At 49.7% G+C, this 8089-nt stretch carries 8 protein-coding genes and 2 pseudogenes; all 10 read right to left on the bottom strand.

Annotated features, from left to right (window positions below; all coding sequences use genetic code 11):
* Positions 1-935: conjugative transposon protein TraN (traN, locus tag F596_RS0109700; RefSeq protein WP_019036797.1), on the bottom strand; the 935-nt coding region annotated here is incomplete at its 3' end.
* Between the two features lie 44 nt (positions 936-979).
* Positions 980-2239, bottom strand: coding sequence for a conjugative transposon protein TraM (gene traM / locus F596_RS0109695; RefSeq protein ID WP_024992811.1), 1260 nt, complete (start codon positions 2237-2239; stop codon positions 980-982).
* The gene (locus F596_RS0109690) at positions 2232-2525 is read right to left on the bottom strand and encodes a hypothetical protein (protein WP_024992812.1); all 294 of its coding nucleotides are present in this window, start codon (positions 2523-2525) and stop codon (positions 2232-2234) included. Before F596_RS0109690 ends, traM begins: the two co-directional genes overlap by 8 nt.
* 4 nt (positions 2526-2529) lie before the next feature.
* Positions 2530-3153: a conjugative transposon protein TraK gene (traK, locus tag F596_RS11620; RefSeq protein WP_081618446.1), complete on the bottom strand. Its 624-nt coding sequence runs from the start codon at positions 3151-3153 to the stop codon at positions 2530-2532.
* A gap of 17 nt (positions 3154-3170) precedes the next feature.
* Entirely contained in the window at positions 3171-4208 is a 1038-nt protein-coding gene (gene traJ, locus F596_RS0109680) for a conjugative transposon protein TraJ (protein WP_008448442.1), read from the bottom strand.
* 23 nt (positions 4209-4231) lie between these two features.
* Positions 4232-4864, bottom strand: a complete 633-nt coding sequence (locus F596_RS0109675) for a DUF4141 domain-containing protein (RefSeq protein WP_019036792.1) — start codon at positions 4862-4864, stop codon at positions 4232-4234.
* 30 nt (positions 4865-4894) lie between these two features.
* Positions 4895-7102 (bottom strand): annotated as a pseudogene (locus tag F596_RS11125) (TraG family conjugative transposon ATPase); the annotation flags it as partial.
* A gap of 151 nt (positions 7103-7253) precedes the next feature.
* Positions 7254-7556: pseudogene (locus F596_RS11120) on the bottom strand (DUF3875 domain-containing protein); the annotation flags it as partial.
* On the bottom strand, positions 7556-7888 hold the full coding sequence (locus F596_RS0109665) for a DUF4133 domain-containing protein (RefSeq protein ID WP_004338355.1): 333 nt from the start codon (positions 7886-7888) through the stop codon (positions 7556-7558). The gene F596_RS0109665 and the pseudogene F596_RS11120, both read right to left, overlap by 1 nt.
* Positions 7889-7891: 3 nt before the next feature.
* Positions 7892-8089: DUF4134 domain-containing protein (locus F596_RS0109660; RefSeq protein WP_019036791.1), on the bottom strand; the 198-nt coding region annotated here is incomplete at its 5' end.

Below are 8089 nucleotides of genomic sequence, written 5' to 3'. Positions count from 1 at the left end.
AGGTTATCAATCTTCTGAGCCAAAAGTAAATCTTGCGGCTCGACATAGAAGGTAAGCGTTCGTCCACCATTATGCTCATAAAGCGTCACTTCAAGCTGCTTATCTTCTGAAAGCGAGAACTGCTCCAAGGCGAACACCGAACTTTCTGTGTGCCTTCCCTTGATGTAGTTCACCTGATGATAGGCACGGAGTGGTTGCAGCACCTGTTCCTGAATGGCGGTGCGCTTCGCCACCTTTTTATCCACCACCTTGAACGTAACGAAGTCCACCGAGTACGGCATATTGGTCATATTGCCTATTCGGGTATGAAAATATAGCAAGCCATTGTGCGCATACAATCCCCTAAGCAGGAATTTCATACCGAACTGGTGCACCCCGATGTGCTTGATATAGCGTTTGTCATTCTGACAGATGGTCTGCATCATCAGTTTGACAAGTACGGGCGACTCGTTCCCAAGTTCCTTGAAATAGATGTCCGCACGGTTGCTCGGCAAACGTCCCTCGACGGGCGACAGAAAGTCCTTCATCTCCACGCTCAGCTTCTCCGGCTCATCGGCATATTTCACGTTGAAAGCATAAAATGAGCCGTCCTCGCAAATCACGCTCATGTTGGTCTCCGTCTCAAAGTCCTTGACGGCAGCCTTTACACGCAGCACGTTCTCCGCATCCTCCGCCTTGCCGGCGATGATGTTCTGTGAACCCAAATCCACATAGCGGACAGCCGATGGAAAAATCAAATGCACCGTCTTTTCAAAAGTAACTTCCAAGCCGTAAGGCAGGACGATGCGTCCATTCGGAATTGCCTTGCTCATACCTTGAAAGAGTTCTCCCGATGAGAGCGGACGGTCGGGCGTGAGCGTTGAAGTCGTTGTCTGTGCAGTGGCTGACGCTCCCATCGTGGCAAGCAGGACAGCCGAAAAAATCCATTTTTTCATTGTTGTTATTATTTTGTTATTGCTATTTTTATTGATTGATATGCTTATTTTGACTGAACCAAGAACATGCGGTAGCCGCCTTTAAGTGTTACCTTGACGGTGCGGAGTTTCTTTTGGAGCAGCTGGCTTGCGCCCTGCATCACCCCACGTGCCGCCTCCGAGATGATTTGGTCTTTGGCAGAGGAAGCAAAGGTGAAGGAAGTTCCCATCGATCCTCCAATGTTTGCTCCCACCTCTTTGAGAGCGTTGATGTCCTCCGAACCGGGAATGAATACCCCCTCCTGTCCGTCGGTGTCGTATGCCGAGAGCTTCACGGCAATAATCCGTCCCTTTACTTCAATGCTCTTAACGAGCAGGTGCAGACGGTTGCCCTCAATCTTAGCCCTCGCAATGAGTCGGCTTTGGCGGGGAATGCGCAAGCCCTGCACTTGGGCAGTTTCGAGCATGCGCAACGCCACATTATCGCCCTCCTTGAGTGTCGCTGTCCTGTCCACCACCACGCTGAGCGTGTTGCGGGACACGGCAGCAACCGCACTCGTGAGCGAATGAAAGCCCATATTGCGTGGCTTCGTGCCGTATTGCTGAACAAAGTCGGCATCTGTCATCGGCTGATCGAGCGAAGACACCACCTGCTTACGTTCTGCCAATACCTCCATTGCAGGAAGAGAACCGGCTACCGATACTTGTTTTGTTGCCGATGTTTCCAAAACTCCCTTTTCCTTTGCGGGTGTAAAAGCGTTGGCAGCATTGGTAGTTAAAGAAGATTGTGGCAGATACTTCGCCGCCATTTGGTAACTCTTTTCCATCAGAGCGAGCTGTCGCTTCTCCTCCGCATCCTCATTCTCATTCTTTGATGCCAATTCCTTTTTGAGGTTGTCCAACTCCGAGCGCAGTGCCTCACGCTCCTGCTCGTGCGGATCGGGTGCATAAAAAGAGTTCAACAGGCGGTTGTTCTCCTCATAGCGGTGCATTGAGCTTTCAATCTTTGCCGTCGAAGCGGCTGTTTCCGCACGCTCGCTTTCCGAGGGGGCGGTATTACTATCAAAGTAATCCGAAAGCCTGCCCATCTCCTCGCGTGTCTGTTCGTCCTGACGGCTCTTGTCGCCCAATTCGTAGGCTTTGAGTTTGTTGCCCGTCAGCTGTTCGGTGGTAGCCTGCGGTATGCTGTCGTTCAGTCCCTGCTGCGCCGCACTCTTCTCCTTGCCCGACGGGGCAAATATGAACCACATCGAGAGGGCGAAAAGCAATCCCAGCCCACCGAAGACCAGTCCTTTCTTGAGATATTCTTTCTGTTTATTATCCATTTTCATTACTATTAGTTGAATATTGTTGATAAAGTCGTATAAATACGCTATCTGTATGGATGTCGCTGTCTATTATCGTTCCCTTGGGGATAGGTAGTCTTTCCTCCTTATCGTGCGGCAGGAAAAACTGCGCTATCATCACTAAAGAACAGACGAGATAGACAAAACTTAATCCGAATACAATCAGCTTGCGCTGCTTTGCCGTGAGCCTGTCGCACCGATGGCGAAGCCACAAGTGCGCCCTCAAATAGTGCCGTGCGAATGAAAATCCCCTTGTTCTTTTCATCGTGCTATCGTTTATAGGTTTGGAGGTCTTGATTCTGTCGCACCATAAACTGCTCCATGAGGAAGCCCTGCGGATTGTTGTCCGAGCGGACAGAGTTCTGCAAGGTGCAGGTCGTTATCAGGTTACGCTCCGTGATGTTACTCGGTCGCACGATGAACTGACGGGCGTAGGTCGTTACCTCGTAGGGGTACACCTCGAAATTGCAGCGGATGGAGTCCACCTCAATACGCTGATTGACATTGCCCGAAATGGCACGGTTGTAATAGCCCTTTTCCGCCAAGTCCTTGTAATAGTTGAACGCCGACTTGTTGCAGAGCAGAAAGGCACGCTCCATGTTCTTCTCGATGGCATCCTTATCGGGCGCGATGGTGAAGAACAGTTCATGGAAACGGCGGACGTGTTCCCTCGCTTCCACAGGTCGGTTCTTGCTAGCATCCTGACTCAGTGCGAGCATCAAGGATTTTCCTTGGTCAAGCACATAGATTTTCTCCCTCTGCTCTTTGGCAAAGCCATACGAGGCATAGACGGCATAGCCGCTGACCGCCACGCAGACGATGGCAAAGACAAAGGCATAGAGCCTTATCTGACGGAATGAGGTCTCGATATTGGTGAGTGATTTGAATTCCATTGTTTTTTCGTTTTTTGTTATTTACCTTTGAGTAATGCACCCTTGATACGTCCGATGGCATTGCCTGCAACGGCTCCAGCTCCACCTGCCAAATACTTGCCTCCGGTGTATGCGCCCTGCGCTCCACGTTGAGCCGTCTGATTGACGTTACGACCGTATGAGCCGATGCCGCCACCTGCTTCGATAATCCAGCCTGCCACCGTAGGCACACAGAAGTAGCCCACGATACCGATGAGGAAGAAGACGATGTGATACCAACTGCCCGCATCGGGGAGGAAATTCGGGTCGCTAAGGGTTTCAATATCTTTCTGCACCATCAGCACTTGTATCTTTGTCAGAAGGGCGGTCAAGATGCTGCTCACCGGTAGCCATAGATACACCGATATATAGCGAGAAAACCAAGCCGTCATCGACCCCGACAATCCGTCCCATACGGCAATGCCGAAAACGACGGGTCCAAGAATGGAGAGCACAATCAGAATGAAAGTGCGCAGCGTGTCAATAATCAATCCCGCAGCGTGGAAGAGTATTTCCATGATGTCGTGAACACACTTTAAAATCCATTGTTTCATTTGGTAGGCAGAGCGTTCCGCATACATTCCCGCAATGGTTATGGCATCCTCCGGACCGACGATGCCCATCTCTTCAATCTTTTGGTCAAAGGCTTCATTCGATACCAAAAATGCCGTTTCGGGGTTGCGCAGATAGGCTTCCTCCTGCAACTTATCCCTTTGTGCTATAAGTTTGGCAAGCGTCCCCTCCTGCTTGTCCACCATCATTTCCGTACCCTTGACGATTGGGGAGAGTACGCCATTCATTGTGCCAAGCACTATCGTAGGGAAAAACATAATGCAAAAACCAATCACAAAGGGACGTAGGAGCGGAAACACGTCGATTGCCTCGGCACGGGCAAGCGAAGCCCATACCCTCAGTGCGATATAGAAGAGCGCACCCAAGCCCGCAATCCCCTTTGCCACACCTGTCATATCCGAACAAAGCGGCATCATCTCGTCATAGGTCGAGCGGAGCAAATCGTGTAAACTGGCAAAATCCATAAGTTTGTCCTTTCCTTACTTGATTACCAATAGCGGCTTGCCGTATTACCGTAGAGGGATTTTACCTCGCTCAGTTCTCCCTTCTCTCTGGCACGCACGAAGCTCACCGATATGTTCTTACGGGTATAGTAAGATACCAGCGAACGATATTCACGCAGCGTGGTATAGATATGGTCTATCTGCTGCATACGTTCGTGGTCGTTCATCGAGAACACATTGCTTTTGGCAACCGATTTGAGTTCTTTCAGGCTCTCGCCGCTCAATTCCAATAACTTGGTATAGCCGGAAGCCATTGCAGCAAGTTCCGAAGGACGGAAGTTCTTGTCTGAGAGCATCTTCTTGTACGAGGTAACGTAAATCTCCGAGATGTCGCCCACCATCAGGATACATTCTTTTACTTTATAGGCATCACCGATTAAGTTCTTGATCTTACGCAAATCGTCGTAATACTTCTTCGTGTCGTTGTAGAGTTTCTCTACCTCTTTGAAGCCGTCCAAGGTGTTCTTCACCGTCTTCGTGGCGGTGGCGATTTCCTTGACGGAATTGGCGATGTTACCCGCAAAGTTGCCCGGGTCGGTTACTACCCATTGTGCGTGTGCCTGACCACCGCAGAATAAAGTCAAAGCGGTAAGTAGCATAAAAACTTGTTTTTTCATTGTTGTTGTCATATTTAAGTTGTTGAAAAATTACTTTCTTTTCTCCCGTTTTTCACTTGCCAACTGCCTGATAGCCGTTTCGATGTCGCCACCCAGCTGTTCCGCGCGCTGCATCACCTCCACTTTTTCGGTCTCCTCGGTAGTATAGGTAAGGTATTCCTCCATGCTCACCTCCGTGGCATAGACGGCACTCTGCATACCGCCCAAGCCTATCCACACTTCCTTGTAGAGTCGATTCGGGTCATTGTTTTGATTGATGGAAAGTATCTGACTCTTCTCCTTTTCGGAGAGTCCGAGCATGGCTTGTATGCCGTCAAACTTGGTCATGTACTTGCGCTGGTCAAGCAGGATTTTGCAGTCGGAGTTGTTGATGATACTCTCTTTGACAATGGGCGACTGGATGATGTCGTCCACCTCCTGTGTCACGACGATGGCTTCCCCGAAATACTTTCTGACCGTCTTGTAGAGATATTTGATATAGTCCGCCATATTAGCCGAGGCAATGGCTTTCCATGCTTCTTCGATGAGAATCATCTTGCGGATACCTTTTAATCGGCGCATTTTGTTAATGAAAGCTTCCATGATGATAATCGTTACGACAGGAAACAAATCCTTGTTGTCCTTCACTTGGTCGATTTCAAAGACGATGAAACGTTTCGAGAGCAGGTCGATGTTCTTGTCCGAGTTCAGCAGGAAGTCATACCTGCCACCTTTATAATACTGCTTGAGTGTCGTTAGGAGGTTATTGATATTGAAGTCAGAGAGCGTTACCTTAATGTCCCGATGCTCCATGTCCTCCCGATACACATCACGCAGATACTCATAGAAGGTGTTGAAGCAGGGAACGATGGTGTGATCCGTCCTGATAAGTTCGATGTAGGTGTTGACGGCAGAACCAAGTTCGCCTGCTTCTGTCTTGGTAATATGTTCATCGGCACTCTTCCAAAGCGTAAGCAATAAGGTGCAGATACTTTCTCTTTTCTCCACGTCAAAGAAGTAATCATCGGTGAAGAAAGGATTAAAAGAGATAGGATGCTCATCGGTATAGGTGAAATAAACACCGTCCTCGCCCTTGGTCTTGCGGTGGATAAGCTCGCACAAGCCTTGATAGCTGTTACCCGTATCGACCAAGAGTACGTGCGCCCCTTGCTCGTAATACTGGCGTACCATGTGGTTGGTAAAGAAAGACTTGCCACTACCTGAAGGACCGAGAATGAACTTGTTGCGGTTGGTAATGATACCTTTCTTCATCGGCAGGTCGGAAATGTCCAAGTGGATGGGCTTGCCCGAAAGTCGGTCAGCCATCTTAATACCGAAGGGAGAGAGCGAGTCCTTATAGTTGGTCTCTGCCGTGAAGAAACAGAGAGCCGGCTCGATAAAGGTATAGAAACTCTCCTCACTTGGAAAGTCGGCGGCATTGCCGGGAATACCCGCCCAATAGAGGGTAGCCGTATCAACGGTGTTGTGGCGTGGCTTGCACTCCATCAGTGCCAACGCACTGCCCACATCGTTCTTGATGTTACGGAGTTCTTCCTTGTCATCGCTCCATGCCAGCACGTTGAAGTGGACACGAATGGAGGTCAACCCCTGCGAGTGGGCTACGTTGAGATACTCCTGTATCCACTCTTCGTTAATCTGATTGCTTCTGCTGTATCTTGCAAGCGAGTGCATGTTGCGTGCCTGCTTCTCAAACCTTTGCAGGTTATCATCACTGTCCTCGATGAAGAGGTACTGATTATAGATATGGTTGCAGGGCAGCAACAAGCCAACGGGAGCGGCAAAGGACAGTCGGCAGTCGCTTCTGTCCGTTGATAGTCGCTCATAGCGTGTGTCTGTGGAAACACTTGTAGGCAGGTCGTCCGTGTCTGACAGCGTATGCAGGCAAAGGCGATTATCCCCTATACGCACAAGGTCTGCTCCTAATCGTATGTCTTCCAAAGAAGCGTGTCCTTCTTCAGAAAGGGAGAAGTAGCGGTCTAAGAGTCCGCCCTTCTCGGCTGTCCCCACCAAATCCTCCTCCTTCATACGGGTGAGCCGGATTTGCTCCGTGTCGTTGATGATACGCTCGAACTGGTCCACCGCTTCCATAAACTTGACCACTTCCTCCTTGTCGGTAATCTCCTTGGGGAGCAAGTGCCCACGGCAGAGCGAGGAAAAATTGCTCTGTCGCTGCATACGCTGCTTGTTGGTCTTGGTCAGGAAGAGATAGACCGAGTGGTGCAGGAAAGGACGCTCGTTAAGTAATGATTAAAAAATAACTTGGTACATTTTCGGAGCCGAGGCATCGGTCTTGAGCAGTGTATTCAATTGATGAAAAACTCCAGAAATGGAACTATATGGTTTCATGGAGAGAGAGAAAAAAATACCAAGTTATTTTTTTATCATTACTAAAATGTCGGTTAGATGCACGTGAGAGGAAACTAAGTCCGCTTTCTGCCATCTTTGGTTGGTAACGTTCCTTGATAAACCAGTCCTGCTTATGCACGATGGTATAGTTGGGCAGCACCTTGATTGCCTTGTGCCATGCCGAGTGCATCGCCTCGTATTCGGCAGAGGTGACGGTGAAGAGTTCGGGCAGCTCCACACGGAAAGCCACCGAGATGTCAGCATCCTTACTCACCATACAACCCTGCTCGATGGAGAGTAGCGGGAACTTCGCTTCCAAGGTCGTGATTTTACTGTTGTTTCTCATTATGCCTTGCGTTTTGGTTTGAGGTTACGGATAAGGTGAAAGACGGTACGGCGGTTCAAGAGGTAGCGCGGGTGCATCTTAATGGCTCCCTGCTTCATCAGTCCGTATCTGCCGTACTTGCGGTTCATGGCGAACGTTTGCCACACGACGAGTGTTGCACCCACTAAGCCAAGACCGAGGCAGACTATCTGGTCGATGCCACAGAGATAGAGCACCACCACGAGAAAGAAGACCGCCAGCAGTCCCCCAGCAAAGAGGAAGAGGTATTGCGCCTTCAAGCCCTTGAACTCCACCGTCCGACCTACACCTTTATTGATTTCCCACTGTGCCATCGTTTACAGGAAGAAGGAACGTAAGATGGTGGCAGCCACAATCAGGAAGATACACGCACCGAACCAAGAAGCGGCTGTCTTGCTCGTATCGGGGTCGCCACTTGAGAACTTGTTGTATACTTTTATTCCTCCGATAAGACCCACTACGGCACCGATGGCATAGATGAGTTTCGTACCCGGGTCGAAGTAGGACGTTACCAT

Origin of the sequence: Prevotella amnii DSM 23384 = JCM 14753 (assembly GCF_000378745.1) — a bacterium.
Classification (GTDB): Bacteria; Bacteroidota; Bacteroidia; order Bacteroidales; family Bacteroidaceae; genus Prevotella; species Prevotella amnii.
The sequence above is the reverse complement of the archived record's forward strand: the minus strand, read 5'-3'. Positions and strand labels throughout refer to the sequence as shown.

What these genes read in the sequence shown, in the direction of transcription:
- traM (WP_024992811.1), bottom strand. Translation starts at nt 2,239, where the DNA reads ATGGATAATAAACAGAAAGAATATCTCAAGAAAGGACTGGTCTTCGGT.
- F596_RS0109690 (WP_024992812.1), bottom strand. Translation starts at nt 2,525, where the DNA reads ATGAAAAGAACAAGGGGATTTTCATTCGCACGGCACTATTTGAGGGCG.
- traK (WP_081618446.1), bottom strand. Translation starts at nt 3,153, where the DNA reads ATGGAATTCAAATCACTCACCAATATCGAGACCTCATTCCGTCAGATA.
- traJ (WP_008448442.1), bottom strand. Translation starts at nt 4,208, where the DNA reads ATGGATTTTGCCAGTTTACACGATTTGCTCCGCTCGACCTATGACGAG.
- F596_RS0109675 (WP_019036792.1), bottom strand. Translation starts at nt 4,864, where the DNA reads ATGAAAAAACAAGTTTTTATGCTACTTACCGCTTTGACTTTATTCTGC.
- F596_RS0109665 (WP_004338355.1), bottom strand. Translation starts at nt 7,888, where the DNA reads ATGGCACAGTGGGAAATCAATAAAGGTGTAGGTCGGACGGTGGAGTTC.